The organism is Caballeronia sp. LP006, assembly GCF_031450995.1.
Classification (GTDB): domain Bacteria; phylum Pseudomonadota; class Gammaproteobacteria; order Burkholderiales; family Burkholderiaceae; genus Caballeronia.
Genome location: NZ_JARTVW010000004.1, coordinates 135,897 through 162,530, shown reverse-complemented (window position 1 = coordinate 162,530; position 26,634 = coordinate 135,897). Strand labels below are relative to the sequence as shown.

Below are 26,634 nucleotides of genomic sequence, written 5' to 3'. Positions count from 1 at the left end.
ATGCGGGGTTCAATTTCGAAGGCCGCCGTCGCGGGTGTTCTTGCCGGCGCGGCGTTGAGTTCACAAGCTGCACAGCAATGCGAATGGCCGGCGTATCGGTTGTTCGTCGAGCGCGTCGTGCAGGCCGATGGCAGAGTCGTCGACCATTCCACCGACGCGCAGCAGACCACCTCAGAAGGCCAGTCCTACGCCCTCTTCTTCGCGCTGGTCGCCAACGACCGCGCGACTTTCGACCGTCTGCTCGACTGGACGCGCGCCAATCTGGCCGGCAATCAGTTCGATGCGAACAACGTGCGTCTGCCTTCGTGGCAATGGGGCAAGAAGCCGGACGGCAGCTATGGCGTGATGGACCCGAACTCGGCATCGGATTCGGACTTGTGGATTGCATACGACTTGCTGCAAGCCGGACGGCTGTGGAAGGAGCCGGCTTATACGAAGCTCGGCCAGGCGCTCGCGGCGCAGATCGCCAAGCAGGAAGTGGTCGATCTGCCGGGCCTCGGGCCGATGCTGCTGCCCGGTCCGCAAGGCTTTCGCACAGGCGATGTCACGCGTCTGAACCCGAGCTATCTGCCGCTGCCGCTCCTGCGCGCATTGGCTCGCGACATGCCCGACGGCCCGTGGGCGAAGCTCGCGCAAAGCGCCGCGCGCATGATCAAGATCACCGCGCCGCGCGGCTATGCGCCCGACTGGGCGGCGTATCAAACAAGTCAGAACGGCCAGTTCGTGGTCGATCCAAAAAGCGGCGATACCGGCAGCTACGACGCGATCCGCGTCTATCTTTGGGCCGGCATGACGGCAGCGGGCGATCCGCTCGCGAAGCCCTGGCTCGACGCGCTCGGCGGCATGCGCCAGAGCGTGGCGCAGACGGGATTTCCGCCGGAGAAGGTTTCTTCGACGACCGGTACGGCCAGCGGCGAAGGCCCGCTCTCGTATTGGGGCGCGCTCGCGCCATACTTCAAGGCGCTGAACGACCAGCACGGCCTGGGCCTCGCGCGCACGCATCTCGAAGCACTCGTCGCGCCGCCGGGCGCGGGCCGCGAACCGGTGTATTACGACCGCGTGCTCGGTCTCTTCGGTGGCGGCTTCGTCGAAGGCCGCTATCGCTTCGACGAATCCGGCCGTCTCGTGCCGAACTGGAGAAGCGCATGCTGATGCGGGCCAGACAACGTACCTTGGCCATCCGCATCGCGGCATTGTTCGCGGCGGCGGCGCCGGCCATCGCCATCGCGCAGACGAGTGCCGATCCGCTCAACGTGTTGATCGACCAGGGCAAATACTGGCAGTCGCACAAGCGCGGCGACCTCGCGGAGCAGGCGTGGCAGAAGGTGCTGCGCCTCGACCCGAAGCAGCCCGATGCGCTCTTCGGCATGGGCATGGTGCTCGCCGATCGCAAGGACGGCAGCGGCGCGCAGCAGTATCTCGCGCAACTGCGTCAGGTCGCGCCGAACTATCCGAACATCGACGATCTGGGGCGGCGTCTCGGCGAAACCAGCGCGCGCGATCAGACCGTCAACGACGCGCGCCGTCTCGCGCAGAGCGGACAGAGCGCGTCGGCGGTGCAGGAATACAAGCGTGCCATCGGAGGCAAGCCCGCGACGCCCGAACTTCAGCTCGAGTATTACCAGGCGCTCGCCGCGACGCCGCAAGGCTGGGACGAAGCGCGACGCGGCCTCGAACAGCTCGCGCGCCAGAATGCCGACGATCCGCGCTACACCCTCGCCTATGCGCAGCATCTGACGTATCGCGATTCGACGCGGCGCGATGGCATCGCCCGGCTGGCGGCGTTGTCGAACGACAGCACGGTCGGCGCGCAGGCGAAGAAGAGCTGGCGGCAGGCGCTGCTGTGGCTCGGCGCGCGCGCATCGGACGCACCGCTGTTTCAGGCGTATCTGCAAGGTTCGCCCGACGATGCCGCCGTCAAGGCGCGTTTCGATTCGATGGTGCTGCAAGACAAGGAAGCACGCGAACGCGCGCAGGCGGGCGCAGTCGTCGATGCGCGCGGTCGCACTGTCGCAGAAGGTTTCGCTGCCGTGGATCGCGGCGATCTGGTCGCGGCGCAGGCGCGTTTCTCGTCGGTGCTCGCAAGCGATCAGAACGATGCTGACGCGCTCGGCGGCCTCGGCGTCATCGCGCTGAAACAGGAGCGTTTCGCGGAAGCGCGCAGCTATCTCGAACGCGCGTCGCGGGCCGGCAATCCGGCGCGCTGGAAGGACGCGCTGACGAGCGCGACGTACTGGACCTATACGAGCGATGCCATCGGCGCACGCAGCAACGGCGAGATCGCGAAGGCCAAGGCGCTCTTCGAACGCGCCATCGCGACGAGTCCCGCCGATGTCACCGCGCAGACGCTGCTCGGCGAAATGCTGCTCGCGAATGGCGATCCGAAGGGCGCGGAAGCGGCGTATCGCATGGCGTTGCGGCGTCAGGCGGACAATCCCGATGCCATTCGCGGACTCGTCGGCGCGCTCGCGGCGCAGGGGCGCGGCGATGAAGCGCTCGAATTCGCCAACAAGCTGAACTCGGAGCAACAGGCGAAAGCCGGCGGCATCAACAAGCTGCGTGGCGATGCGCAAGCCGCGCAGGCACGCGCCGCCGAAGCACGCGGCGATCTGGGTACGGCGCGCAGTCTCTTCGAGGACGCGCTGCTCAATAGCCCCGACGATCCGTGGCTACGGCTCGACCTCGCGCGCATTTACGTGCGTCAGGGCGCGGTCGGCAATGCGCGCAGCATGATGGACGGCTTGCTCGCGGCGCACCCCGACATGACCGACGCGCTCTACGCGAGCGCCCTTCTGTCCGCCGAAACACAGGACTGGTCGACGGGTCTATCGCAACTGGACCGGATTACCGCCGCGCAGCGCACGCCGGCGATGGGCGCGTTGCAACATCGTCTTTGGGTGCATCAGCAGACCGAACTCGCGACGCGCGCCGCCGCGGCCGGTCAGCGCCAGCAAGCCTATGCGATTCTGCGTCGCGCCGAGCCGCTTGCTGCCGGCAACGCGGAACTGACGGGCGCGGTGGCGTCGGCGTATCTGAAAGCGGGCGATGCATCGCGCGCACTCTCGCTCACGCGCGGCGCGATCGCCAATTCGCCGAACGATCCCGGTCTTTTGCTGCAATACGCGGGAATCCTCTCGCAGACCCAGCAGGACGCCGAACTCGGTTCCGTGATGCGCCGGCTGCAGTCGATGCCGCTCACCGCGCAGCAACGCGCCGACTTCAACAATCTGAACGTCGGAATCGTGATCGCGCGGGCGGACAACGTGCGCCAGAGCGGCAATCTCGCGGCGGCTTACGACGTGATCGCACCTTGGCTCGCCGCGATGCCCGACAACGCCGACTTGCAGGCCGCGCTCGGCCGCATGTACACCTCGGCGGGCGACGACCGCAGCGCGCTCAACTGCTATCGAACTGCGCTCGCGCGCCGTCCGGACGACGTGAATCTGCAAGCCGCCGCGATGTCGGCCGCCACCGGCGTGCGCGATTTCAAGCTGGCGGAGACGCTTGCCAAACAGGCGTACGACACCGCGCCGAACGATCCGGGCGTGCTTGCATCGATCGGGAGGATGTATCGGGCAGAAGGCAAGCTCGATCTCGCCGCGCAGTTCCTGCAGCGCTCGCTGCTTGCGGCCAATACGCCGCTCGCGCCTGCTCCCGGTCAGCCAGCGAGCAACCTGCCGCGCGACTGGCAGACCGCGATGAGCCGTATCGGCACGATGCCGTTGCCGGGCACCAATCCATTCGAAGGCAAGACCGCCGTCGATACGGCGCCGTCCGCGCTTGCCGCCGGATCGAATGCGTTTCCGGGGTATCGCCAGAACATCACACCGACTTATTCGCAGCCCGTGCCGAACTATTTGCCGCCTCCTCAGACCGTGCCTTATTCCGCGCCTTATGTGAGTCCTTATAACGGCGCGCCGGGGGCGCCTGCCAATGTGCCTCGTCCGGTTGCGGGCGGTGGGTATGGCGGTGCGGCGGATGGCTCGGGGGAGTCGGGTGGCGGGGTCGTGCCTGCCAGTGTGCCGCGTCCGGTCGAGGGCGGCTATGGTCCCGACAGTTATGGCTCGGGGCAATCCGGTGCGCCGTTGCAGCCGTACCCGGGACAGGATCAGGGCGCGGGTGGCGCGCAGCAGGCTTATCCGGGTCAGCAGACTCAGTATGCGCAGCCGGCTTCGTATCCTCAGCAAGCGCAGTACGCGCAACCCGCTTCATATCCACAACAAGGTCAATACGCGCAGCCCGCGCCGTATCCGCAGCAAGCGCCGATGTATCAAGGCGCGCCGCCTGCCGCTCAGGACGCGTACAACAGTTCGCCCTGGCCGATGTCGCCCGCGGCGCAAGCCGCGCAGTCGGAAGCTTATGCGCCGCAAAGCGCGAGCACTCGGGCGGGTACATCAACGGCGAAGCGCTCGGCATCGCGTAAAGCCGCCAACGCGCCGCAGCAGCAGTACGCGCAGGCGTCGTATGGTCAGCAGGCTTATGCGCAGCAAGGCTATCCGCAGCAGCAATATCAGCCGCCGTATCAGCAAGCGTATCCGCAGCAAGCTTATGCGCAGCAGCAATATCAGCAGCCCTACCCGCAGCAACAGTATCCGCAACAGCAATATCAACAACCCTATCCACCGCAATACGCCCAGCAACAGTACGTGCCGCAACCACCCGCCGGTTACGCGCAGCCGTATTATCCGCAAGCCGCGCAAGCCGGGCAGCGCGCCGCGTCCGCCGCCACGATGAACACAGGCGGCATGCCCGCGCCCGTCGCGAATCCGCAAACTGCAGGCGTCGCCGATGAACTCGCGCAGATCGAGCGGGAACAGGCCAGCACGGTGTCGGGCGGGATCATCTTCCGCAATCGCAACGGCGAAGACGGTCTCTCGAACCTCACCGATATCGAAGCGCCCATCGAAGGCCGCATCAAGGCCGGCAACGGCCACGTGATCGTGCGGGCGACGCCCGTCACGCTCGACGCCGGCACCGCCAGCAGCGAGCAGAACACGCTCGCGCGCTTCGGCTCCGGCATCAACGCGATCGCTCCGGCCGCCGGCAACCAGTACGGCTCCCAGACGGCGACCGGCGTGGGACTCGCGGTCGGTTACGAGAACCGCAACTTCAAGGGCGACGTCGGCACGACGCCGCTCGGCTTTCGCGAGACCAACGTCGTTGGCGGTTTGCAGTATCAGAACGCCATCACCGATAAAGTCTCGTACTCGCTCGCCGTCGCACGACGCGCGGTCACGGACAGCCTGCTGTCCTATGCCGGCGCGCGCGATCAGCTTGCGGGCGCGACCTGGGGCGGCGTGACATCGAGCGGTGCGCGCGGCGACCTCGCCTGGGACGACGGCACGAGCGGTGTCTATGTCAACGCGATGTACCAGTTCCTCGACGGCAAGAACGTCGCCACGAACAACGCGGTCAAGGGCGGCGGCGGTGTGTACACGCGCATCATCAAGGACGCGGATCAGGCGCTGACCATCGGCGCGAATACCACCTTGATGCACTACGACAAAAACCTTTCGTACTTCACCTACGGACAAGGCGGCTACTTCAGTCCGCAGCAGTACGTCATTCTCAACTTTCCGGTCGAATACATGGGCCGCACCGGGCTTTTCACATACGACCTGAAGGGCTCGATCGGCGTGCAGCATTATCGGCAGGACGCGTCGAACTACTTCCCGACGGAGCCGAATTATCAGGCGGCGTTCACGGCGGCCAACCTTGCACCGGATGCCGGCGCGGTCTATCCGAGCCAGAGCAAGACGGGCGTGTCCTACTCGCTCAACGCGACGGGCGAATACCAGCTTGCGCCGCAACTCGCCATCGGCGCGACGGCTTCGTTCGGCAACGCGTATCAGTATCGCGAATGGCTCGCTGCCGTGTACGTTCGATACAGCTTCACGCGGCAAACCAGCGTGCAGCCGCTCTTCCCGCCGCAGGCTTTCAGCTCGCCGTATTTGTCGTTCGCGAATTGATGCGGACTCGACGCCATGCGCCTACGTTGCGGTGCATGGCGCATCGAAATTGCATGACGCTGCCTCACATCGTTGCTCCTCCTGGAACCCGCCGCGCGCTTTGCTGCACTGCGTGACAGACATGTCTGACGACGCGCGAGAGAAAGCGCACAATGTCGGGACTTCGCGCTCAAGGCCGCGAGGAGGAGGAGCAACATGACCGCCATCACCTGGGTTCTGGCCGCCGATGACAGCCGTGCCCGGATCTTCGAAACCAGAGGGCTTAAGCTTGACCTCAGGCAAATCGAGGAGCTTCGTAACCCGGCGCCCCGCGCCCCGCAGTCCAATGAACGCGACCGGCAATTCGCCCGAACCGTTGCCGAAATGCTCGAACGCAGCCGTGTGAATCATCGCTTCGATCGCTTGCGGCTGGCAGTGGAGCCGCGTTTTCTCGGCACCTTGCGTGAGTATCTGAGCATCGAGATTCAAAAGCTCGTCCATGAAGATGCCAGCGAAGACTCAGCCGGCATGAGCGCGCGCCGCCCCTTCTGACGGCGCGCGCTCATGCCGACATCTGTGAACAAATGTTGAAAGTCCTTACAACGGCATACTAAGGGTCAACGAAAGACCCAAGCGCACGTTGATTCCGCATCGCGAGCCATCCGGCTTGCGGTCATGGAATCAGGAGCGCTTTAAATGAAGAAGATTTTCGCCGCGATCGTCATGGCTTCGCTGTCGCTGAGCGCGTTCGCCGCGCACGACAAGCACGACAAGCATGAAAAGCACGAGTACCGTCACGAAGAACGTCACGACGAACGCCGCGTCGATTCGCGTCGTCACGACGAGCGCCGTCCGGACGCACGCCGTCGGGACGAGCTTCACGCCGACAACCGCGGCATGGAGCAGAATCGCGACCACGAGCACGCGCCGATGCAAGCACCGGAACACGGCGCTTTCCCGCACTAAGCCGTAACGGCAAGAAGTCGCGCCTGACTTTCCGGCGCGGCTCAATGAACCTCTGCATTGCCAGCGCCACGCTCGCCGCGATCACGGCTCGCGTACCCCGCGCATGCGCCGACCGAAGTGAAGATGCCCGCCTTGTCGGACAGACGCACCAGTTCCGCGAGCGAATGCGCTTCCATCTTTTCCATCACACGTGCGCGATGCACCTTCACGGTCTTTTCGACGGTGCCAAGTTCACTCGCCACCTGCTTGTTTAGCCAGCCGTTCACCACGAGTATCAGCACTTCGCGTTCGCGCGGCGTGAGTCGTTCGATACGGCGTTGAATTCCGGCCATTTCATCGCGGCTGGCTAGCGCCGCGGCCGAACGAAGCAGCGCGGCATCGATTGCATTGAGCAAGGCCGTATCGCCAACGGGCTTTGACAGAAAATCCGTCGCGCCCGCTTTCATGGCGCTCACCGTCATCGGAATATCGCCGTGACCGGTGATGAAGATGATCGGCAAGGTCTCGCTCGTGTTGCATAACGCGCGTTGCAAGTCGAGTCCGCTCACGCCCGGCAACTGCACATCGAGCACGAGACAGGCGGGGTCCGCGCGCTTGCGCGCACGATCGAGAAACGCTTGTGCCGACGCAAACGCCTCCACGCGATAACCCGCCGCGCCCACTAGACGCTCGAGCGCGCGGCGCACGGAAGCATCGTCGTCGACGATAAAGACTTCGCTCATGGCGCGGTCCTTACGTGATCCCGAATCGGCAACCTGAAATGAAACGCCGCGCCATGTCCGCTGTTGCTCTCCGCCCAGATGCGCCCGCCGTGCATCTCCACGATAGTGCGGCTGATGGAAAGCCCAAGCCCGAGACCATCGCGCTTCGACGTATGAAACGGCTTGAAGAGTTCGTCCGTGAAAGCAGCGGGCAAGCCCTCGCCTTCATCACGCACGGTGACTTGCAGCCACGCATCGCCATCACGCGCAGCCGATACGGTCACGACGCGCTTGCCGGTGCAATCGTTCATCGCGTCGAAGGCGTTCAGCAGCAGGTTCAGCACGACCTGTTGCAACTGAATCTTGTCGCCTTGGATCTGCGGCAAGTCGGGCGCCAAGTCGAGCACGACGCGAATGCCGCGCACGATCGCGTCGCTATGCACGAGCAACGCGACATCGCCGATCACGCCAGCCATCGACAAGGGCGCGACTTCCAGCTCGCCCTTTTTCACGAGCGCGCGAATGCGTCGCAAAATCTCGCTCGCACGATTGTTGTCGGCGACGAGATCGCGCAGAATCTCGCGCATTTCGTCGAGGTCGATCGGCTCGCGGCTCATGAAGCGCTGCGCCGCCTGCGCGTTGCTGAGTATGGCTGTGAGCGGCTGATTCAACTCATGCGCGAGCGATGCTGCAAGTTCGCCGAGCATCGACACGCGCGTCATATGCGCGAGTTCCTGGCGATTGCGCTGCAGCTCGTAACGGTCCGTGCGGTCGATGACCACCGCAAGCGTGAGGCAGGCGTCGCTGCCGTGCATCGCGTTGAGGGCGACATCGGCCAGAAACTGCGTGCCGTCCTTGCGGCGTGCGAAGAGTTGCGCGACGGTCGTGCCAATATCGTCAGGCTGCTGCAGGCTCGCCATCTGCAAGCCGGGCACGACGAGCTCCGCGAGTTCGCCGATCAGCTCGCAGCGCGCATAACCGAGCAGCTTTTCGGCGCTGCCGTTCACGAACTCGATACGGCCATCGGCTTGCAGAATCAGGATCGCGAGCGGAAGGCATTCGAGCGTATCGCGCAAGGACGAATTGGGTTCGATGCTCGCGGGCACTGCAATGGCTTGCGATGCGGCACCATGCGCATGCCGCTTGAACGGCGGCACGGAGAACAGCGAGCTGAAACGAAGCGAGAGCGACGCGCGCGCCACCCGAATGTCCCGCGCCGGCGCGCGCTTGCCGAAGGGCGCGAGCGTCAGTCCCATCAACGCGGCCGCGAAGGCCGCTGTGGCGTGCACGATAGCCATGACCCCGTGCTCCTGTCAGTCCGTCGCCCGTTACAAACGCGGCGGCGTGAAATGGCATGCAGGACGTAGGCGATGCCCCGGCATTTGCCAAGCGCGTCGCTACTTTCTTCTCTTGCCGATCAAGGTCGCAGCGCCAACCCGCCATCTGCAAGGCGCAGCGCGAATGTTGCGTTCACCGAAAACCTCGATCGTCAAGGCTTCGTCCAAGCAATACCACAACCGCACCGCGCGGGCACGTCCCGTGCGTTCGAGATGCGTTGAAAACGAATCAACGAACGCAACCATCAGGCAAACGCCATGAAGAACCCTTTTCTGAGCATGTGGTTGTCCGGCGCCAATGCCGTGGCCGGATCGGTGCGCGGCCACGCAACGGCGGCCGCCAGGCGACAGACGAAAACGGCGACGCGCCGCAGCCAGAAGCAAGTAGCCGACTTCTGGACCGCCGCGCTCACGCCACCGAAAGCCACCAGGAAAAAGCGCCGCTGATTCAGGCGCGTTCGAGCACCGCCATTTCGCGCACCACGACGAGCAGCATCGACAGACTCGTGCCGCCGCTCGCGCGAAGCTCGGTGAGCAAGCGCGTGTAGCGGTCGAGCGCCGCCTCGCGTTTGGCGCGCCAACTCTCCACGATCACATCCGGATTATCGATGCCTCTCGACTGTTCGAGCGCACTCACCGTCAGCGCACGTTTGAGCCGGCCGAGCTCTTCGAGCGCGGCGGCGCGGGCCAACAAGTCCCAGTGCGTGGTGATGGGCAAAGCCATCGCGCGCTCGGCGATACCGCGATAATCCAGCAACGTGCCGATGCCGAAGTAGACGCTCGCCACGATTTCGAGACCACGCTCCGAGCAGGCGGCCACTTCCGCGCTATCGAGCACCGCCGTGGCAATCTCGCCACTCGCGACACGTGCGGCGAGACTGCTTTCCACGCCGGCGTCTTCGAGTTCACGACGGCGCGCGTACCAGGCATCGAGTTGCGTGGCCGGCAAGAGCGCGGGCAGTTGCGGCGCGAGCCTATGCGCGGCTTCACGGCAACGCGCGAGCACGCCCGCCGTATCGTTCGGACTTTGTTCGAGCGTTCGCAGAAACCAGAGTGCGGTGTCGTCGAGCAGACGCACGACATCGACGAACATGCGTGCCTGCACTTCATCCGCGACGAGATTGTCCAGTCCGTCGATATTGCGCCACAAGTCATCGAGGCTGAAGACGTCGCGCGCCATCAATGCGGCGCGCACGATATCGCTCGGCCGCGCATCGGTTTCCTCCATCAGCCGATGCACGAACGTGCAACCCGTGCGATTCACGAGCACGTTGGTCAGATGCGTGGCGAGAATCTCGCGCTTGAGCGGATGATGCTGCATGGTCGCGCTAAAACGGCGCTGCAGCGGCTTCGGAAAATACGCGGGCAGCAGATCGGCGACGAGCGGATCTTCCGGCACGTCGGATTCGAGCAATTCGTCGTAGAGCCACATCTTGCCGTAGGCAAGCAGCACGGCGCGCTCGGGCGATGTCAGTCCTAACCTTGCAGCGGCGCGCTCGGCGATTTCGTCGTCGGATGGCAGGAACTCGATCTTGCGCTTGAGCCGGCCCGCGCGTTCGAGATAACGCATCATGCGCGCCTCGGCATCGAGCGTCTCAGCGACGTGACGGTTAGCAATCGACAACGCCTGCGTCTGCGCGTAGTTGTCTTTCAACACGAGCAGGCCCACTTCGTCCGTCATTTCCGCGAGCAGCACGTTGCGCTGCTTCTCGGTCATCTCGCCGTCCGCGACCACGAGGCCGAGCAAAATCTTGATGTTGACTTCGTGATCCGAGCAGTCGACACCCGCCGAATTGTCGATGGCATCCGTATTGATGCGTCCGCCCCGCTGCGCGAACTCGATGCGCCCCAGTTGCGTGAAGCCCAAATTGCCGCCTTCGGCGACGACCTTGCAGCGCAGTTCCGCACCGTTCACGCGCACGGCGTCGTTGGTGCGATCGCCGACTTGCGCGTTGGTCTCGATGCTCGATTTCACGTACGTACCGACGCCGCCGTTATAGAGCAGATCGGCTTCGGCGAGCAGAATCGCGCGGATCAGCTCGACGGGCGCAAGACTCGATGCCGTGATGCCCAGCACCTTCTGCACTTGCGGCGACACGGGAATGGTCTTCGCCGTGCGCGCATGAATGCCGCCGCCCGCCGAGATCAACGCGGTGTCGTAATCGGCCCAGCTCGAACGGGGCAACGCAAAGAGACGCTGACGTTCCTCGAAGCTCGTGGCCGCATCCGGATTCGGATCGAGGAACACATGCCGATGATCGAACGCCGCGATCAGGCGGATATGCCGCGACAGCAACATGCCGTTGCCAAACACATCGCCCGACATGTCGCCGACGCCGACCACGGTGAAGTCGGTGGTCTGCGTATCGAAGTTCATCTCGCGGAAATGCCGCTTGACCGACTCCCACGCGCCACGCGCCGTAATGCCCATCTTCTTGTGATCGTAGCCAACCGAGCCGCCCGAGGCGAAGGCATCGTCGAGCCAGAAGCCGTATTCATGCGCAATGGCGTTCGCATAATCGGAGAAGGTGGCCGTGCCTTTGTCCGCCGCGACGACGAGATAGGGATCGTCGGGATCGTGGCGCACGACATCGGGCGGCGGCACGATGCCATCGGGCTTGCGGTTGTCGGTGACATCGAGCAGGCCGCGCAGGAACATCTGATAGCACGCGACGCCTTCCGCGAGAAACGCTTCGCGGTCGGTGAGCGGCGGCGGATTCTTCACGACGAAACCGCCCTTCGAACCGACCGGCACGATCACCACGTTCTTCACCATTTGCGCCTTCATAAGGCCAAGCACCTCGGTGCGGAAGTCTTCGCGACGGTCCGACCAGCGCAAGCCGCCGCGCGCCACGCGGCCGCCGCGCAGATGCACGCCTTCCACGCGCGGCGCGTAGACCCAAATCTCGAACATCGGCTTGGGTTCGGGCAGACCCGGCACTTTCGAAGGATCGAGCTTGAACGAAAGGTACGGACGCGGTTCGCCGTTCGGCTCGCGGCGGAAATGATTCGTGCGCACGGTCGCCGTGATGACGCCGAGGAACTGCCGCAGAATGCGGTCTTCATCGAGATTCGGCACCTTGTCGAGGGCCGCCTCGATATCGGCGAGCACGCGCGCGACGTGCGGTTCGCGCTCTTCGGCCGAACCGCCGCGTGCGGGATCGAAACGCACCATGAAAAGTTCGAGCAGCTTCGTCGCGATTTTCGGATTGCCGGTGAGCGCGCGTTCGATATACGCGTCGCTGAAATTCGAGCCGACCTGCCGCAGATACTTCGCATACGCGCGCATGATGGTCACGTCGCGTGCGCCGAACTGCGCGCGCAGCACGAGGCGATTGAAGTCGTCGCTCTCGGTTTCGCCGGTCCAGACGCTCGCGAACGCGTTTTCGAAGAGCGGCTTCACGCGGTCGATATCGAACTCCACGTCGTCCTGCAATTCGAGACCGAAATCGTGAATCCACGCGGTAGGCGCACCGATCGGCTCGATCAGATACGGCCGCTCCTCGTCCACGCGCACGCCGAGATGTTCGAGCATCGGCAAGCTTGCGGACAACGCGATCGGCTCGCCCACGCGATACACCTTGAAGCGAAACGCGCGCCGTCCCGGTTCTATGGCCGCTTCGATCGGCCGATAAAGACTCATCGCGAGACCGCCGGGGCGCGAATGCGTCGCCTCGATCAGTTCGATGTCGCGCACCGCCGTGCGTGCCGGATAATCCTCGCGATAACCGGCGGGAAACGAATCCGCATAACGGCGCAACAGCCGGTTGCCCTCTTCCTCGCCGTGACTGTCGATGAGCGCATCGGCGAGATCGTCCTGCCAGCGGCGCGCGACTTGCACGACGCGCGCTTCGAGTTCGCGCGTATCGACTTCGGGCATTGCGCCACGATCCGCGCGCACGACGATATGAATCCGCGCCAGCGGCGACTCCGACAACAGCGGCGTGAACTCGATGCTCTTGCCGTTGAACGCCTCCATCAGCACTTTGGAAATGCGGCGGCGCAGGTCGGTGTTGAACTTGTCGCGCGGCACGAACACGAGACACGACACGAAGCGGTCGAAGCGATCGCGCCGAACGAACAGACGCGTGCGCTGATGTTCCTGCAGACGCAGCACGCCGAGCGCGATGTCGAAGAGCACGTCTTCATCGGCCTGGAAAAGTTCGTCGCGCGGATATTGTTCCAGCACGGAGATGAGCGACTTCGCGAGATGCCCTTTTTCGAGGAAGCCCGCGCGCCGCACGATGTTCGCGCACTTGCGCCTCACGATAGGAATCTCGGAGGTCGGCACGAGATAAGCCGTCGATGTGTAAAGCCCGAGAAAGCGCCGTTCGCCCGTGACCTTGCCGTCGGGCGAGATGCGCTTCACGCCGACGTAATCCAGATAGCCCGGCCGATGCACCGTGGCACGCGAATTCGCCTTGGTCAGAAAGATCGGCGCCGCGCCTTCGACGATCGCGGCCGCGCCCGGTGGCAGCGGCGTGAGATCGCCGCCCGCCGGCTCGCGCAGAATGCCCGCGCCCGAACCCGGCACGCCGCGCAGCGCGAGACCGTCTTCGTGCTCGACGAGGTCGTAATCGCGGCAGCCGAGGAACGTGAAGTGATCGGCCACCATCCATTCGAGAAAGGCGCGCGCTTCGAGACCGTCGGGAGACGTATCGCGCGTTTTCAGATCGGCGATGGACGCGCGCGCCGCATCGACCACTTTCGGCCAGTCCTCGACCGCCTCGCGCACGTCCCCGAGCACCCGCGCAATGCTCTCGCGCACTTCTTCGAGCCGCTCGCCTTCGCTGCAGCGGTCCACTTCGAAATGAATGAACGATTCGAGCGACGAGCGGCCATCGCCTGCATCGGCGTGACCTTGTCCTATACGCACGATGTCGCCGGCGTGCGGCCCGGCATCCGCGCGCCACACGCGAAACACCGGATGAATGGCCGAATGCAGCGCAAGACCGAGACGGTTCAGCTCCATGGTCACGGAATCGACGAGGAAAGGCATGTCGTCGTTGACGATCTCGACCACCGTATGGTCGGAATGCCAGCCGTGCTGTTCGAGATTGGGGTTGTAGACGCGCAGGACTTCGCGCCCGCCCGCGAACTGCTGCGCCGTTTGCCAGTGCGCCATGGCCGCGCCGTAGAGATCGGCGATATCGCGGCTCGCGATATCCTCGATATCCACCTGGTCGTAGTAATGACGCAGGAAAGGCTCGATGAGCTGGAAGGCGGCGTCAGGCAGACGCCCGTGTGCGAATTCGAGCAGATCCTTGATGAGATGTTCGACCTGCGCTTCGTTCCTGACCAGCATGGTGCCCTCCTCAGTCTTTTCGAGTCTGTCGGATGCTCTGCAGGATTATGCGCCCCGTCGTGCGGAAGCCTTGGATGGACCATGTGCGGATGCACAATGCGCGAGCGCTCGTCAGGGCACCTTATTCCGTCATGATGACGAACGCGCGACAGCCCGAAGACGGGCTGCTCAGTAACCCAACGCGCCGTTGCCGCCGGGAAAGTCGATGGTGCCGGAGTCGGAGAAACGCGTGCCGCCGAATGGACCGCCCGCGAGCTTGCCGCGCGCGACGTAGGAGACCTTGCTGACCGAGTCGCCGGATGCGTAGCCGAGCGCCTGACGCGCCACCGATACCGCCGACACCGTAACCGGCACCGACACCACGACTTCGCCGAAGCGCGGCACCGTGCCGCTTTGCGGACTGACGCCGCTTGCGAAGGAACGGCCGTTGACATCGAGATCGAGCGCGACGCCGTCGAAGTTCACGGCGGTATCGTTCGGATTCTGCACGCGCAGCTTCACGGCGAAGCGCATTTCGAGCCCCTGCCCTTCGAGCGGTTCGATGCCCGCGACGCTCACGCGCAGGCTGTCGCGGTTGAGCAAACTCGCGCACCCGGAGAAGGCGAACAGCATCACGAGAGCGGTGATCAGGAAAAGGAAACGGCTTCGCGCGTGATTCGGTTGCATCGGCAAGGGCTCCTGTTGCGAGAGATTAGGCAACGGACATTCTAACGGGGTGATGCCTTCATGCCGGACCGGTCAGCACATGCACCGCGTTCAGCAGCATGCGAACATGCGCGTGATGGAACCAGAGATCGTCCACGACATAGAACGCGGCAACCCATGACAAGCCGACCACGATCAGGTCGCAGGTTCCGCTCGTCCAGAGATTGAGCGAATGACGCGGACCGATCCAGGGCACGCCGAGCGGGTTGGGCCAGTCCGCGAGCAGATGCATGATGCCGCCGCACGCGAACCCGAAGCCGACCGCCGCGGCGGGATGTTCTCTCAGCAGATGCCACGAAAGCGCGAGCAAGGCGCCCCAGCCGATGCCCCAATGCGTCAGCGTGCGATGCGTGATCCAGAGCTTGCGCCTCTTGCTCCACCAGGCGACTTCGAGCCAGTCCGGCGCGGTTGCACCGGCTACCCCAGCAAGTAACGCCAGCGCAAGGTAAAGGTAATACATGCCGCCGCTGGTCTTGTCGATGCCTTGCGCGCTGCCGATGTTGCCCATATGGCCAACGATTGCCGCCGCGATGATTCCCGCAGCCCACCCGGTCGCGTGATGGGCCTTGCTCGATGCCATGACTGCCTTGTCCTGCTTGCAATGAAGAGCGCAGATGTTCGCATGGCGCGCGTCTGCCGGAGCGGGCGGATACAGAAACTTACGTAAATGCGGGACCTGCAACACCGCTCATGGTTCTTTCGGCGGCGAGATGGCGCAGCGTTGACTAGAATGAATAAAACAACGCTGCGCGTGCGCGCCTTCGTGCATCTTTATCTATCGACTTTTATCGTCATGCAACAGCTGAAATACCTGAGCGCTTATCCGAATACGCTACAGGACAAAGTGCGCCGATTGATTGCCCAGCAACAGCTCGGCAGCTATCTCGAAGCGCGTTATCCGCAGAAGCACGCGGTGCAGTCCGACCGCGCGCTCTATCAATACTGTGCGGAGCTCAAGAGCGAGTTTCTGCGCGTGGCGCCTTCCATCGACAAGGTTATCTACGACAGCAAGCTCGATGTGCTGCGTCATGCGCTCGGTCTTCATACGGCGATTTCACGTGTGCAGGGCGGCAAGCTCAAGGCGAAGAAAGAGATACGGATCGCATCGCTCTTCAAGGATACGGCTCCCGAGTTTCTTCGGATGATTGTCGTGCATGAACTCGCGCACCTGAAAGAGAACGATCACAACAAGGCGTTTTACCGGCTTTGCGAATTGATGCAGCCGGGGTATCACCAAATCGAGTTCGATCTACGGCTTTATTTGACGCATCGGGATTTGGTGCGGGGAGGATGATCAGGAAGAAGGCTAAGGGTGCGACGCCTGCTCGCTCAGTGCCCGAGCGAGGGGGCGTACTTTCAAGTACGCCCCTTCGCGATGACTTAGAGTTGGGCCGTCATCTGGAATCCAACCGTTACGCGTGAGGTTGGAAACCGTGACGGCTTGTAGATTGGCGTGCCGGCAAAAAGGTCGTAACTCAATCCAGCATATTTCGTTGGGACGCCGCCGCGAATGCCGATTACTGCGCCCACGAGCTGCGTTCCCGCGAGGAACGCCGTGTTCGGGCCAAACACGCGTCCATAGTCGATGCCTGCGTAGAGCGCTTGCCCTGTCTTTCCGATCGGCGCTTGCAACTCGTTGCGCCAGTAGAAACCGCGCTCGGCCGCGAGCATCTGTTCACCGTCGAAGCCACGCACCGTATAGCGGCTGCCGATGGTCAGATCGTCGATGTAGTTGAGCGTGTCGTTCGTGTACTGGCCGTGGATCGTCGTCACGTAGCGAAGCGCTTGATTTGCGATGGCGAACGGCACCGAGAGGTTCGCATCGAGCACGGCCATGTGGAAGCGGTAAGTCGGGCCGCTTGGCTTGGTCGCCGGCGTCGGTGCGATATTCGGGTCGGGCGGCAAGGATGGATCGGGCGTCGCGCCAAATGCGCCGATGCCCTGGCGAAACGCGAGCGTGCCGTCGAACTGCGCGCCACCCAGGTAATGCCGATCCGTCAGACCGAGTTCCAGGAACGTGTTGTTGCGGTGCTGGAGTTCGATCTCGGTGTCGTCGATGAAGCTCGCGCCGAAGCGCTTCGACAGTTGCACGTAGGTGCCGAACACGTCGCTTTGCCCGCGATGTAAGACGCGCGCGAGCTTGACGCCGGCGGTCTGTGAGTTGCCACTCGACACGAAGGTCTGGTTGGCGCCCGCGATCTGTTGATAGTACGTGTTGGTGTTGCCGAAGACGGTCGCGGTCCAATAGCCCCATGGCATCGAATACGATCCGTTGAAGCCATGCGAGCCCAAGCCCTTGTCGCCGAATTCGAGGTCCTGATTTGCGCCGACAGTGAGGACGTCATTCAGGCCAAGGAGGTTGTCGATGCCGAGACTGAGGTTGCCTTGCAGCTTGCCCGTTGCGCGGCTGCCTGAGTTATCGACCGATGCGACGAACGAATAAGGCTTGCCGCGCTTGACCGTGAGCACGACATCGCTCTCGCCGGGGATGTCGGTCGGCTCGATCTTCATGTCCGCATCTTGACTGGCGACGCGCTTCATCTGTTCGATGCCTTGTTCAAGATCGCGCAAGTCGAGGACGTCACCGGGTCTTGTGGGGAAAGCGGTTTTCCACGAGCCTCGTGACAAGGGTTCGGCGAACCGTATGTCACGAATGACGCCGGGGACCAGCGCGAACTTGAGCGTGCCGTGCGACAGGTCTTGCTCGGGTAACAACACGCGTGTGGTGATGTAGCCGCGACTCAGGATCGCTTGCTGCAGGCCTTTGGTCAGCAGGTTCACGCCTTCTTTTTCGATGCATTGATCGGTGTAGTGGCCGAGCCATTCACGTGCGAACGCGAAGGGATCGAGCGGTAGAGCCGATGCGCCTTTGGCGCGTATCGCGTCGGGCAGGCTTGGTGGAACGTCGAGCGTGAATGTGTTGATGCGAAAGCACGGCGATTCGGTTGGTAGGGTTGGAAAGCCCTGATCGCCGGGAACGGTTGAGCGCACGGCGGGCGTTTGAACTGACGTCTCACGTTGCTGCGCTTCGCGTTGCTGCTGGACCTGTTGTTCTTGCTGGGCGTTGGCGCGCGCTGCTGCCGCTTCATTTGCGGAGTTTGGTGCTTGCTGTGCGTGTATCCCTAGTGATGCGAAGGCTGTAAGCGGCAAAGCCGTCAGCCACTTTCTGATTCTCATAATGCTCAAATACTCACTTTTACTTCGCATGCCTTCGTCTTCGCAAGCCTTCTTCGCTCACCATTTAAGCTCGAAATCACTTCGTCGGACGATGGCTCTCGTACGCTGCGTCTTTGAGGTGGCGATTTAGCGCGCTCTAGGTTCCCGAAGACGACGCGTCTTGCTTAGGCCAAACTCAGTTAAATCGCCATGATCAAAAAAGTCGCGAAACATCCCGATGACCACTTCAACATCGCGGCAAACTGTTTGGTCATTCGACTGACCACCGTTGAGTTATTCGGTTCACCCTGTAGTTCATTTAGCAAGTAAATGAGGATCTTCCCACACGTCGTCATAATGTTCAGTGACAATAAATCTCCAGCCAGGCGGCAATCCGAGGTATGGAATGATCAAAGGTGCCCAATCTTCGATGTGCGTTGCATGCAGGGGAACAAAGAAGTCCGGCGCATCAGAGAACTTGTCTCCAGCCCAAATATACCAACCACATGTACCGCCTTCAGGTTGAAGTCGAAGTCCATTCAATGGACGAAGTCCATCCTTTACATTGCGGGAGATTCCCACCTTGAGACTGGGGTCACATCCAAAGTACGCGGCATTAAATTTCACGCACATTTTCCGCTGTGTTTCGCGAATGTCTTCACTCATAATCAGAATCCAAAATAGCTCTTCATGGCGCGCCCGAAGGCTCCTAGCTGGCCGCCTTGTACTGAAGAACATGTCGGGCAATGCGGCTGGACAGCATCGGCCGAACGCTGTTGCTCCACGTTAACAGAACCTTAACGATAATACTGTACTACTAGAGGATCTACGTGATCCGCAACTTGTTTGCCGGTTACAGCACCACAATCCACACACGGCTGTCCTTGAACTGCTGCATTTTGTGCATTAGTTGGCCCAGCTCCTGTCGGGCGAATGTATGGCGTAGAGACACCTTCGTTAGGCGTAAAGCTACTGTCTTAAACTCCCGATTTTGCATTGCCATTCACTCCGCCCCATGCACCACCACCGCCCACCGTGAGTTTCTCGCCAGCTTCTGCCTCGTTAATAACTCCACCGCCCGACGGCACAATATTTAGATGCTCGTCCGTAATGTCATTACCTGCTGCATTCTCGTGGCCCGGTCGTTCGTCAGGCTTAGGGCGGTGATCTGGCCATTGTACAAATCGACGGCCGAAGCCGCCGCCGCGCCACTGCTGCCGCCCACCGCCGCACCCGCGCCGGTCGCGATGACGTTCGCAATGATATTGCCGAGCGCTCGATCCGCATCGGCGTTGCCGGTCGGACTCGACGCGGCAATGTCGTGGCTCAACTCATTGAGCTTACCTGCTGCCGCCGCCGATATCCCTGCTCCAGCAGCACCCTGCGCTGCATTTCCGATGCTTCCGCCACCCAAGCCGGCCACCGCCGCCCCGCCCGCGATTTGCATCGCGGTTCTGTACTCGGCGCCTTCCTTCCATTAGGTTGGCGCGTTTTGGCGTGCCATCAGTAGAACGCTGCCAAAAGAAATGACGCATTGGCTTATGACCTGTTTTTCATCCAGCCGATAGTTACGGTAACCCAGAATAAAACCGTCAATAGGCCGCCTTTAACCAAAATAAATTTTACATCGACCCATCCCCATTGATAATGGTCGCCATGTATCCACATGGAAATAAAAATCATCCAGATTCTTAACATCATCGCGCCTACGAAGCTCAGAAGGAACAACTTTACGTAGGTAAGGATGTATTTACTCATTTTATTTTCCGACCCGCGTCTTGGCCGCATTTATTCCTGCCGCCCCACTTTCCGCTCCGGCCGCCCCAAAAAATCCAGCAATAATATTCGGAAGATTATTCGGAATAAACCAATTAGCTCCGCTCGATCCGGCTGCAATGGATTGAGCGCCCGCGCCGATCTTGAAGCCTATAGCTGCCGCGCCAGCATTTGCCGCTGCACCCGTCACAATACTGTCGTTCTTACCGGACAAGGCGTTGTTGGTTGCCGTGTCGGCAGCTCCGGTAATTGCATTGAGGCCAACGTTCCAAAAGAATCCACCATACATTCCTCCAGCTCCGCCGATCCCAGCATAAGCGACGTCAACGGGATTCACTGAGCCGTTCTGAATATACTGTGAGGTCGCGTTGACTGTTCCTGTGATCGCGCCGATGCCGAGCGGGGAAGCCCATGTACTTGAACCCAACGCACCATCAATCCCGAAGATCGGCGCACCGGGTATTGTTGCCAGTGCAGGTAGGACTGCCGGTGCCGCCAACGCACCCGCAATAGCGAGTCCAAGTTTAGGGTTAGCTACAGCTCCCGGCAACGCCCTTTGCTCCGGCGTCAGCGCCCCATCCTGGCTACCGTACAAGAACGGATTTTTGTACTCGGCTGCAGTAGCAGCGAACATGCTGCCAGCATTCTGACTAATGAACGCCGTCGCGTACTTGCTTCCGTCCGGCGCCGGTCCCGCGCTCGCGGCCGCATCCACCATTCGATAGCCACTTGCCAGTAACATCTGCTGCGCCTGGTCTGCCGTCAGCGTTTGCCCCGTCTGATCCTTGTAGAAGTCGGCAAACCTCTTCGCGTTATCCTTCGTCCATTTTCTTTCGTCAGGGTGGAGTTGCCGATTGTAAAGATCAGCATTCGACGCCGTCATTGCGCCAGAGCCGCCACCCACGGCAGCACCCGCACCTGTGGCAATCACATTCGCAATGATATTCCCGAGTGCCTTGTCCGCATTTGCGTTACCCGTCGCGCTCGAAGTGGCGATAGCTTCGCTCAACTCGTTCAACTTGCCCGCTGCCGCCGCCGATATCCCCGCTCCAGCAGCACCCTGCGCCGCACTTACGATGCTTCCACCACCCAAGCCCGCCACCGCCGCCCCGCCCGCGATGTGCATCGCAATCCGGTACGCGCCCCCTTCCTTCCACTTATCGGCCGTGTCCTGATCGCCCGCCGCCTCCGCCGCCTGCTTTTGCCGATTTGCATAATTGCCAATCTGCGTCGCCACCGTCTGCGCCACGATCGCCGCTGCCTGCTGCGTGCTCGCCTGCTGGTTGAGCAACTTCGACAGATCCGGCAACTTGCTTACCGTGCCACTCAAGTCGGCCGTGTCACGGTTCAGACTGGCCCGTAGCTCGCATTCAGCTTGTCGGGCTGTGGCTCGAATAGACTGGGTTCAAACAACACAGCCGCGTGCACGTTCAAGTTTAGGATGGCAAGCTCATCACTACGCCCGCTTGAACAGCTGCATTCAACGAAACCGGGCTCAGCGGGGTTCGTTGCTTTAGCGGAAGAAGATGTTCTCTACTACTACATATACGATAAAGCCCATGATTGCGGTAAAGGCTATGGTACCCACGATCTTTTGACCTCGGGTCTTAGGGGTTGATCCAGGAATCCCAACCATAATCACCACCTCAATCCTGTTTTACCTTGATCGTTACTGAACCCACCACTGATTCCACCGATATTTGTGTTTTTTGCTGCACTCGCACCACCACCAACACCGATCACTGTCGCGGTTCCATTGCCGGGCGAAGACACAATACCTCCACCAAATATGCCGTAAGCGCCGGACATACCACCGGCATAACCTCCAGCGAAATTATTCACTTGACCCGGCGAGACGCTTGATTGATTAAGCCATCCAGCCGTAATACTCGCCGACGCTTGAACAGGATTGCGTTGAATGCGGGCGGCAATCTGATCCTCGACACGGCGGTCAAGAGCGTCGATCAGATCAGCGCCACGGGCGCGACGCGTACCACGATCACGCTTGGGCCCATTGCCAACCTCAACGTGGCGGGCAACGCGCTCATCACGACAGGCGGCAACGTCGAGCAGCACGCGGGCAATCTGAACGTGGGCGGCAATCTCGGCCTGTCCGTGGGCGGTAACTACGACATCGGTTCGGTGCAGACCGGCGAACACAAGGTGGTCGAGCGCGCCAATGGTGTGTCGAATACCGACATCAACCAGACGACGGGCAGTTCGGTGACGGTCGGTGGACTATCGCTCATCGGCGTGGGCGGTGATGTTGCCGCCCGTGACATTGAAGCCCGCGAGACTGCCGTTCGGGCCATAATTCGGCGTGCCGGTGGTGAGAATGACGCGCGAGGTGTTGATGAAGCCCGCGCCGTCGACTACCAAGCCATTCGGATTGGCGACGACCACCTCTGCTTTAGGCCCCGCAACTTCCAAATACCCGTGCAGCTGCGAAGGCGCATTGTTCATCACCTGATTGACGATGATCTTCGCTGAATTGCCGGGTGTCAGATTCCCATTACCCGAGATATATCCCGCTAGCTGGCTTTGGATATTGACCGGCGAATTATTGAGAATCGCGCCCTTCGCAGGTACGTCGAATTGTGAAAAATTATTGACGGAAACACCGCTGCCGGACGGTCGCGCGATGTTGACCTGATTCAAACCATTCTGAGTTTGAATGACCTGCGCGCCGGAACCGGGTGCGGCGACGATCTGTGCAAACGTCAGCCCGGAAGCCGAACCGAGCAGCAGCATGGCCGCCCAGGCCATTGCGCTAAAAGCTGATTGAAACATCGAGGCGACGGGCGCGCGCCGTGCAAGACCTTCTCCCCGTGCAGCACCATTACCGTGGGCCGATGCAAACTCAGCCACTACCACCAACATACGTCGCACGCGACTGAAAACCAGCCGGTAGGAATGCTTATTCATTTCTTATAGTTTTATAAAGATTTCAAAACGCAGGTCACGCCCGAAGCGGAAGGCCGCTATTTACTCGCGGATTAACCGTTCGTAACAATCAGAATGTTCCTACTTTGATGGGACGCCGGACATTCGACAGAAGGACTTGTCGCTAACGAAAAGCAGAACAAAGTCACACGCTTGCAAGACGCGGACTGAAAACGCGGTATCGGGTCCGAAGCGTTCGGTAGCGTTCCGAAATCAGTCGAGCTAAGGGCATGCAGACATCGTCGACGAAGGTGTCGAAAACTGTCTACGTTTGTCGCGCGTGCCACGCATTACTTGCAGTTGCGTTGCGTGTCTTATGGACGATCACGTTAGCAACTGGCGCGTGCACATAGCACCACCTGTCCGAATCATGCGATGTGGTCAGTCAGAAAACCCAGTGATGAAGAATCAACGGCGAATACCAATATCAACGATAAACCGGATGCCACAGCAAACAAGGCAGACCTGCAGCATCGACATAAACCACGGCGTTCTGCTCGAACTTTTGCATAAGCGCATCGGCGAATTGGCGCGTCGTGCCGAGGACGAAAAGACTTGCTTCGGCGATCCACTTTCCCTTCGGATCGATGCCGGCTCCGGGCAGCGCATGCAAGCCCGCTCGTTCGATATGGTCGATCAGCAAGCACTGCCGCTTTGCGTTATGCGCCGGTTCAAGCACGTGTCCGAATGGATTGAAGGCCGTCACGAACACCGCGCTAAAGACATGATGCCTTGAAAGAAGTGAAGCAACATCGGCATTATGCTCGCCGATTTTCATCTCCACGACCGGCTCGATATCGATGCGATAAATCGCCTCGCGGTAACTATCTCGCGTCGCGTCCAAAAGGCTCGGGCTGGGTTGAAACCGTTGGTGCTCGTCGTGGTTCATGTAGGTAATCCGCGAATCGGCGGCTGAGAAGGCATGCGCTGAAGACGCACGTTGCATCTCGAACTTTACCGCGCTCGACTTAGCGGATTGATAAAACGCAGACTACCGCACAGCGAAGCGAATTCATGCAAGGCATCGCGAAGCGGAGTGCATCGAGAGAGAGAAGCAGAGAGACATCGACCCATGCGATTCGTGTCGATAACGACGCGCGGCGTGACACGCATAACGCGGCCGAAGATAAAACGCAGAGAAGCTAGAAGACAGAGAAGCAACGAGGCCCGACGATCGTCCGTTATGTGCAGCCCTGCTGCCGCTCGCCGCGGCTGAAGATTTGACGCGAACGCCAGTCGTCGGAGCGAAGCACTTGCTCGCCGTCTTCACGCGCTTCCTCTTCCGTATCGAAACCTTCGTCGCTATAAGCGGCGATTTTCATGCCGACACCCGCGGCACGTTCGACGGTGATGGCCCAATGCCAGCCGCCTTCCTGATAAAAAACATGCAGCGTCGGCAGAGACGATAAGGTCAAGTCCATGTTTGCGGCTCCTTCAAGCTGACGTTCGTAAGGCTAACCTGCCTCCTCGACGAACGCCCTCGAAAACGGGCGCTTTGTTATTGCGTCGATGTCTGTTGATATTCTTGAGCGGCTGTGAGCCGCCCCGCTCAGAACAGCATACGCAATGGGATGCTGCATTGCAACACGGGGTTTCCCGAGGCGTGGTACCGATCCGACGAGGCCGATCATTGCGGAACCTTTTACACGAGATAGACGGAAGATCGACAACGAAGCACCCGTATTGACTCAAGGCTATCTCGCCAAAAACACCTCTATTCGATGCGGATAAGTGGCGCTTCTAACGTGTCCGCCGTGTGTCCGTCGCCTAGAATGGAATAACCGCTCGACGCGATGCGAGGTGATCGCCATGGCATCTAAATTTCGTCTTTCCCATCTGATACTTTTTGCGACCGTCGCCTCATGTGCCGCGAGCGCGCTCGCCCAGCCGGTCACGCCGATCGGCGACCCTTCCGCGCCGAAGACACGCGCTCAGGTCAAGCAGGAGTTTCTCGCCTGGCGCGCGGCCGGCTACGATCCCAACGACTGGCTGAACTATCCCGACAATGCCATGCGCGCGGGACAGATCGTCTCCCAGCAACGGCAAGCGCAACGCGCGACCGGTGCGAACTAGGTAGCGTTTCTGCTGCCTGAGCACGGTACTCGCGCGTTACTCCGCGCGCGGCCGCTGACCGCGCAAGATACGCCGCGCGATGCTCCAGCGATGCACTTCGGACGGACCGTCGTAAATGCGAAATGCGCGCATGTCGCTGAAAATGCGCGCGACGACCGTTTCGTGCGTGACGCCTTGTCCGCCGAGCACTTGCACCGAACGATCCACGACACGCCATAACGCCTCGGACGACACCACTTTCGCGACGCTCGATTCGTGCTTGCCGAGCACGCCCTGGTCGAGCACCCACGCGCAATGCCAGATGGCGAGGCGCGTGATGTGCAGATCCATTTCGTTATCGGCGAGCATGAAGCCGACGCCCTCGTGTTCGCCGAGCGACTTGCCGAACGCCTGACGCTGACGCGCATACGCCGTGGCGACATCGTGCGCACGCCGGGCCGCGCCGAGCCAGCGCATGCAATGCGTGAGACGCGCGGGCGACAGGCGCACCTGCGCGTATCGGAACCCCTCGCCCGCTTCGCCAAGGACGTTTTGCGCGGGCACGCGCAAGCCTTCGAAACGCACCACGCCGTGGCCGCCGGGAAAGCATGTATCGAGCGAATCCATTGCGCGCTCGATCACGATGCCGGGGCTCCTCATATCGGCGAGAAACATGGTCGCGGGGCCATCCTCGAAACGCGCCATGATGATCGCGACCGCCGCGCCATGTGCGCCCGTGATGAACCACTTGCCGCCGTCGATCACGTAGCCGTCGCCATCGCGCACGGCAAGCGTTTGCAGCATGGAAGGATCGGCGCCCGCGCCCGGCGGCGGTTCGGTCATGCAAAAGCACGAACGAATCTCGCCCGCAGCGAGCGGACGTAGCCAGCGCTCCTTCTGCTCGGGCGTCGCGACGGCTTCGAGCAAATGCATGTTGCCTTCGTCCGGTGCGGCGATATTGAGCGCGACCGGACCGAGCGGCGAATAACCCGCTTCCTCGAAAAGGATCGCCTTGGCGACATGATTGAGCCCAAGGCCGCCGAATTCCGGCGATACGTGACTCGACAGAAGTCCCGCACGACGGCCCTTGGCGATCAGTTCCGCGCGCAGCGACTCGTCCGGGCCATGCGGCGTGCAGCGCGCATCGCTCTCCAGCGGCACGATCTCTTCGGCGATGAAGGCACGCACGCGCGCCTGCAATTCAGTCAACTCGGGCGTGAGGGAGAAGTCCATCGGCAAATCCTTTGAAGGCGGTGATCCACAAGCTTAACCGTGCGCGAAACGGCGCGTCATCAGGCTTTGTACCCGGCCGCTTTGTTTTCATCCGCTTTGTTATCTGCGGCTTTGTACTCGGAGTATTTGCGGGCATCGCCGCGAACCATGTCCGCCGGATACTTCGCGCGATTCAACGCCATCTTCTCGATGAGCGCGCGATGCAGATCCACGTCGAGCGAATCGGCGAGCATCACGAGATACGCGAGCACGTCGGCCATTTCGTGGCGAATCGCCACGAGCTTCGTCTCGTCCAGCTCGCTCTTGTCGCCGCTGGCCAGCCATGTGAACGGTTCGAGCAATTCGCTCGCTTCGACTGAAAGCGCGCTCGCCAGATTCTTCGGTGAGTGAAAGCGGCTCCAGTCCCGCTCGCGCACGAACTCGCGCAGCATGTCGCGCATTTCCGTGAGTTCGCTTCGGCCTTCTGGCGCGTTGTGCTGATCCATCGCCATCCTTTGACGTGTCGTCATGCC

22 protein-coding genes and 1 pseudogene are annotated in these 26,634 nt (G+C 61.5%); 8 read left to right on the top strand and 15 right to left on the bottom strand.

All coding sequences use genetic code 11. The annotated features are described in order from the left end of the window. From bcsZ to P9250_RS10880, 4 genes are all read left to right on the top strand, one after another. The gene (gene bcsZ, locus P9250_RS10895) at nt 1-1,152 is read left to right on the top strand and encodes a cellulose synthase complex periplasmic endoglucanase BcsZ (RefSeq protein WP_244828587.1); all 1,152 of its coding nucleotides are present in this window, start codon (nt 1-3) and stop codon (nt 1,150-1,152) included. Continuing rightward, nucleotides 1,152-5,969 (top strand): cellulose synthase subunit BcsC-related outer membrane protein, encoded by a 4,818-nt coding sequence (locus tag P9250_RS10890; protein WP_409014894.1) that lies wholly within the window; start codon nt 1,152-1,154, stop codon nt 5,967-5,969. Before bcsZ ends, P9250_RS10890 begins: the two co-directional genes overlap by 1 nt. Before the next feature lie 195 nt (nt 5,970-6,164). Continuing rightward, nucleotides 6,165-6,500, top strand: a complete 336-nt coding sequence (locus tag P9250_RS10885; protein WP_244828591.1) for a host attachment protein — start codon at nt 6,165-6,167, stop codon at nt 6,498-6,500. A 144-nt stretch (nt 6,501-6,644) separates the two neighbouring features. Then, entirely contained in the window at nt 6,645-6,914 is a 270-nt protein-coding gene (locus P9250_RS10880) for a hypothetical protein (protein ID WP_244828592.1), read from the top strand. Between the two features lie 41 nt (nt 6,915-6,955). On the opposite strand, the gene P9250_RS10875 is transcribed toward P9250_RS10880, so the two are convergent. Both P9250_RS10875 and P9250_RS10870 read right to left on the bottom strand, forming a co-directional pair. Continuing rightward, nucleotides 6,956-7,636, bottom strand: a complete 681-nt coding sequence (locus P9250_RS10875; RefSeq protein ID WP_310392962.1) for a response regulator — start codon at nt 7,634-7,636, stop codon at nt 6,956-6,958. After that, nucleotides 7,633-8,913 carry an ATP-binding protein gene (locus P9250_RS10870; RefSeq protein WP_310392960.1) on the bottom strand — a complete coding sequence of 427 codons (1,281 nt, stop codon included), beginning with the start codon at nt 8,911-8,913 and terminating at the stop codon, nt 7,633-7,635. The genes P9250_RS10875 and P9250_RS10870 overlap by 4 nt, the downstream gene beginning before the upstream one ends. A 297-nt stretch (nt 8,914-9,210) precedes the next feature. On the opposite strand from P9250_RS10870, the gene P9250_RS10865 reads away from it, so the two are divergent. Further along, nucleotides 9,211-9,399, top strand: a complete 189-nt coding sequence (locus P9250_RS10865; RefSeq protein WP_244828599.1) for a hypothetical protein — start codon at nt 9,211-9,213, stop codon at nt 9,397-9,399. A 1-nt stretch (nt 9,400) separates the two neighbouring features. Here the strand turns inward: P9250_RS10865 and P9250_RS10860 are convergent, their stop codons facing one another. The 3 genes from P9250_RS10860 to P9250_RS10850 form a co-directional block, all read right to left on the bottom strand. Continuing rightward, nucleotides 9,401-14,257 (bottom strand): NAD-glutamate dehydrogenase, encoded by a 4,857-nt coding sequence (locus tag P9250_RS10860; RefSeq protein ID WP_310392958.1) that lies wholly within the window; start codon nt 14,255-14,257, stop codon nt 9,401-9,403. A gap of 168 nt (nt 14,258-14,425) precedes the next feature. After that, the gene (locus P9250_RS10855) at nt 14,426-14,923 is read right to left on the bottom strand and encodes an LEA type 2 family protein (protein ID WP_250493211.1); all 498 of its coding nucleotides are present in this window, start codon (nt 14,921-14,923) and stop codon (nt 14,426-14,428) included. 58 nt (nt 14,924-14,981) lie between these two features. Next, nucleotides 14,982-15,542, bottom strand: coding sequence for a metal-dependent hydrolase (locus tag P9250_RS10850; protein WP_310392956.1), 561 nt, complete (start codon nt 15,540-15,542; stop codon nt 14,982-14,984). Nucleotides 15,543-15,755: 213 nt separating this feature from the next. Here P9250_RS10850 and P9250_RS10845 point away from each other — a divergent pair, with 213 nt between their 5' ends. After that, a complete protein-coding gene (locus P9250_RS10845) occupies nt 15,756-16,256 on the top strand; it encodes a M48 family metallopeptidase (protein ID WP_244829716.1) in 501 nt (166 codons plus the stop codon). An 86-nt stretch (nt 16,257-16,342) separates the two neighbouring features. Here P9250_RS10845 and P9250_RS10840 read toward each other — a convergent pair whose 3' ends face one another. The 5 genes from P9250_RS10840 to P9250_RS32605 form a co-directional block, all read right to left on the bottom strand. Continuing rightward, the gene (locus P9250_RS10840; RefSeq protein WP_310392954.1) at nt 16,343-18,139 is read right to left on the bottom strand and encodes a ShlB/FhaC/HecB family hemolysin secretion/activation protein; all 1,797 of its coding nucleotides are present in this window, start codon (nt 18,137-18,139) and stop codon (nt 16,343-16,345) included. A gap of 294 nt (nt 18,140-18,433) precedes the next feature. Further along, nucleotides 18,434-18,784, bottom strand: coding sequence for a hypothetical protein (locus tag P9250_RS10835; RefSeq protein WP_310392952.1), 351 nt, complete (start codon nt 18,782-18,784; stop codon nt 18,434-18,436). Between the two features lie 427 nt (nt 18,785-19,211). Then, nucleotides 19,212-19,565 carry a hypothetical protein gene (locus tag P9250_RS10830; protein ID WP_250526577.1) on the bottom strand — a complete coding sequence of 118 codons (354 nt, stop codon included), beginning with the start codon at nt 19,563-19,565 and terminating at the stop codon, nt 19,212-19,214. Nucleotides 19,566-19,877: 312 nt separating this feature from the next. Continuing rightward, nucleotides 19,878-21,203 (bottom strand): hypothetical protein, encoded by a 1,326-nt coding sequence (locus P9250_RS10825; protein ID WP_310392949.1) that lies wholly within the window; start codon nt 21,201-21,203, stop codon nt 19,878-19,880. 329 nt (nt 21,204-21,532) lie between these two features. Further along, complete coding sequence (locus P9250_RS32605) at nt 21,533-21,736, bottom strand: hypothetical protein (protein ID WP_409014868.1); 204 nt, start codon at nt 21,734-21,736, stop codon at nt 21,533-21,535. A gap of 66 nt (nt 21,737-21,802) precedes the next feature. Here P9250_RS32605 and P9250_RS32600 point away from each other — a divergent pair. Continuing rightward, nucleotides 21,803-22,171: pseudogene (locus tag P9250_RS32600) on the top strand (hypothetical protein); the annotation flags it as partial. Here P9250_RS32600 and P9250_RS10815 read toward each other — a convergent pair. The 3 genes from P9250_RS10815 to P9250_RS10805 all read right to left on the bottom strand — a co-directional run bounded on the left by P9250_RS10815 (nt 22,133) and on the right by P9250_RS10805 (nt 24,258). Then, nucleotides 22,133-22,819: a filamentous hemagglutinin N-terminal domain-containing protein gene (locus P9250_RS10815; RefSeq protein ID WP_310392945.1), complete on the bottom strand. Its 687-nt coding sequence runs from the start codon at nt 22,817-22,819 to the stop codon at nt 22,133-22,135. The pseudogene P9250_RS32600 and the gene P9250_RS10815 sit on opposite strands and share 39 nt — an antisense overlap. Before the next feature lie 445 nt (nt 22,820-23,264). Further along, on the bottom strand, nt 23,265-23,726 hold the full coding sequence (locus tag P9250_RS10810; protein ID WP_250466652.1) for a DUF3293 domain-containing protein: 462 nt from the start codon (nt 23,724-23,726) through the stop codon (nt 23,265-23,267). A 292-nt stretch (nt 23,727-24,018) separates the two neighbouring features. Continuing rightward, on the bottom strand, nt 24,019-24,258 hold the full coding sequence (locus tag P9250_RS10805) for a hypothetical protein (protein WP_244828611.1): 240 nt from the start codon (nt 24,256-24,258) through the stop codon (nt 24,019-24,021). Between the two features lie 388 nt (nt 24,259-24,646). Here P9250_RS10805 and P9250_RS10800 point away from each other — a divergent pair, with 388 nt between their 5' ends. Next, on the top strand, nt 24,647-24,910 hold the full coding sequence (locus P9250_RS10800; protein WP_244828613.1) for a DUF4148 domain-containing protein: 264 nt from the start codon (nt 24,647-24,649) through the stop codon (nt 24,908-24,910). A 36-nt stretch (nt 24,911-24,946) separates the two neighbouring features. Here P9250_RS10800 and P9250_RS10795 read toward each other — a convergent pair whose 3' ends face one another. Both P9250_RS10795 and P9250_RS10790 read right to left on the bottom strand, forming a co-directional pair. Beyond that, on the bottom strand, nt 24,947-26,122 hold the full coding sequence (locus P9250_RS10795; protein ID WP_310392942.1) for an acyl-CoA dehydrogenase family protein: 1,176 nt from the start codon (nt 26,120-26,122) through the stop codon (nt 24,947-24,949). Nucleotides 26,123-26,181: 59 nt separating this feature from the next. Beyond that, nucleotides 26,182-26,607, bottom strand: a complete 426-nt coding sequence (locus P9250_RS10790) for a nucleotide pyrophosphohydrolase (RefSeq protein ID WP_250510275.1) — start codon at nt 26,605-26,607, stop codon at nt 26,182-26,184. Nucleotides 26,608-26,634 lie beyond the last annotated feature (27 nt).

Excerpts from the sequence above, each read along its gene's own strand:
- P9250_RS10875 (WP_310392962.1), bottom strand. The coding sequence starts at position 7,636 with ATGAGCGAAGTCTTTATCGTCGACGACGATGCTTCCGTGCGCCGCGCG.
- P9250_RS10885 (WP_244828591.1), top strand. The coding sequence starts at position 6,165 with ATGACCGCCATCACCTGGGTTCTGGCCGCCGATGACAGCCGTGCCCGG.
- P9250_RS10870 (WP_310392960.1), bottom strand. The coding sequence starts at position 8,913 with ATGGCTATCGTGCACGCCACAGCGGCCTTCGCGGCCGCGTTGATGGGA.
- P9250_RS10880 (WP_244828592.1), top strand. The coding sequence starts at position 6,645 with ATGAAGAAGATTTTCGCCGCGATCGTCATGGCTTCGCTGTCGCTGAGC.
- P9250_RS10865 (WP_244828599.1), top strand. The coding sequence starts at position 9,211 with ATGAAGAACCCTTTTCTGAGCATGTGGTTGTCCGGCGCCAATGCCGTG.
- P9250_RS10800 (WP_244828613.1), top strand. The coding sequence starts at position 24,647 with ATGGCATCTAAATTTCGTCTTTCCCATCTGATACTTTTTGCGACCGTC.
- P9250_RS10845 (WP_244829716.1), top strand. The coding sequence starts at position 15,756 with ATGCAACAGCTGAAATACCTGAGCGCTTATCCGAATACGCTACAGGAC.
- bcsZ (WP_244828587.1), top strand. The coding sequence starts at position 1 with ATGCGGGGTTCAATTTCGAAGGCCGCCGTCGCGGGTGTTCTTGCCGGC.
- P9250_RS10795 (WP_310392942.1), bottom strand. The coding sequence starts at position 26,122 with ATGGACTTCTCCCTCACGCCCGAGTTGACTGAATTGCAGGCGCGCGTG.
- P9250_RS10790 (WP_250510275.1), bottom strand. The coding sequence starts at position 26,607 with ATGGATCAGCACAACGCGCCAGAAGGCCGAAGCGAACTCACGGAAATG.
- P9250_RS10815 (WP_310392945.1), bottom strand. The coding sequence starts at position 22,819 with ATGAATAAGCATTCCTACCGGCTGGTTTTCAGTCGCGTGCGACGTATG.
- P9250_RS10855 (WP_250493211.1), bottom strand. The coding sequence starts at position 14,923 with ATGCAACCGAATCACGCGCGAAGCCGTTTCCTTTTCCTGATCACCGCT.
- P9250_RS10850 (WP_310392956.1), bottom strand. The coding sequence starts at position 15,542 with ATGGCATCGAGCAAGGCCCATCACGCGACCGGGTGGGCTGCGGGAATC.
- P9250_RS10810 (WP_250466652.1), bottom strand. The coding sequence starts at position 23,726 with ATGAACCACGACGAGCACCAACGGTTTCAACCCAGCCCGAGCCTTTTG.
- P9250_RS10860 (WP_310392958.1), bottom strand. The coding sequence starts at position 14,257 with ATGCTGGTCAGGAACGAAGCGCAGGTCGAACATCTCATCAAGGATCTG.
- P9250_RS10890 (WP_409014894.1), top strand. The coding sequence starts at position 1,152 with ATGCGGGCCAGACAACGTACCTTGGCCATCCGCATCGCGGCATTGTTC.
- P9250_RS10835 (WP_310392952.1), bottom strand. The coding sequence starts at position 18,784 with ATGAGTGAAGACATTCGCGAAACACAGCGGAAAATGTGCGTGAAATTT.
- P9250_RS10840 (WP_310392954.1), bottom strand. The coding sequence starts at position 18,139 with ATGAGAATCAGAAAGTGGCTGACGGCTTTGCCGCTTACAGCCTTCGCA.
- P9250_RS10830 (WP_250526577.1), bottom strand. The coding sequence starts at position 19,565 with ATGCAAATCGCGGGCGGGGCGGCGGTGGCCGGCTTGGGTGGCGGAAGC.
- P9250_RS10805 (WP_244828611.1), bottom strand. The coding sequence starts at position 24,258 with ATGGACTTGACCTTATCGTCTCTGCCGACGCTGCATGTTTTTTATCAG.